Source organism: Achromobacter sp. 1014246743, from assembly GCF_059760725.1.
The window spans coordinates 1-1,081 of record NZ_JCBANA010000147.1 but is presented as its reverse complement, the minus strand read 5'-3'; the positions used below and the strand labels follow the sequence as shown (position 1 = coordinate 1,081).

Annotated in this window: 1 protein-coding gene; it reads right to left on the bottom strand. The window is 61.6% G+C overall.

Annotation, left to right across the window (positions count from 1 at the left end; genetic code table 11):
- Positions 1 to 908: IS110 family RNA-guided transposase (locus AC6LJ2_RS30000; RefSeq protein WP_498152755.1), on the bottom strand; the 908-nt coding region annotated here is incomplete at its 3' end.
- Between the last annotated feature and the right edge of the window lie 173 nt (positions 909 to 1,081).

Sequence of the window (1,081 nt, the reverse complement as noted above, 5' to 3'; positions counted from 1 at the left end):
GCGCCCAGGGCCGACATCTTGCTCTTGCCCGCGGCCAGCAGTCGTTGATACAACGCCCGCACATGGGGGTTGTGCTTGGACGCAACGACGCCAGCCATGTATGCCAACGCCCGTACGTCCGCAGGACCGGCCTTGGACATGCGGCTACGGCCGCGCAGCGACGTGCCAGACTGTCTCTGCACCGGCACCAAGCCCAGATACGCCGCCAGATCCTCTGCACACTTGAAGTGGTGGGTATGCATCACCCGCAGCATGGTTCTGGTCATTTTCGGCCCCACCCCGGGTATGGTCGCCAACAACCTGGCGTCTTCCTTCAAGTCAGGATGCCGGTCGATATGGTCGTCGATGGCCTTCTCCAGGCGAGCGATCTCCTTGCCGTAAAAGCTCAGCGTGTCGCTGATCGAACGTTCCACCAGCTCCGAGGGCGAGCTGGCCTCGATCTTCTCCTGGCGGTTCATCGTGCGCAGCCGATCCTTGGACAACGCTTCCAGTTGGGTAATCAAGGCACGCAGCTCGCGCACATGGGCCGGCGGGGGCTGCCAGACGGGCGGCTTCATCGCCACGCCATAACGGGCCAACACCACGCTATCGAGTGCGTCGGTCTTGGACCGCATCGCCAACGCCCGACTGAAGTCGTGCACGTTGGCCGGGTTGGCCACCGACACCGTCAGCCCGCCATCATGCAGCGTCGTCGCGGCTTGCTCGTGATAGGGCCCTGTGGCTTCCAACACGGCGTGAACCTGGTCAGCCGCGGCGCCATGCTTGGCGCACCACCGGACTAGGTCGTGCACCCCGTCCCGGCTATTAGGGACAACCTTGCTTTTGCGCTTGTCGTTCTCTGGATCCAGCAGCAACGTGCAGTCCAGCTTCAGCTTGGAGACATCAATACCCAGATAGATCATCGTCATACCCTCCATACAAAGAAAGTATGCCAACTGCGCCCACTTACCTTGTGCATGCAGGGTCAAGCCCTAGGCTACCGTCCAGTGTCCGCGATGGCGTCAGAGGTGAGAGACAGGGGTTTAGTCTTCAGAACAGGGTCAGGCACCTAAGGGAGCCGCAGAAACTCACCTGTCTCTCG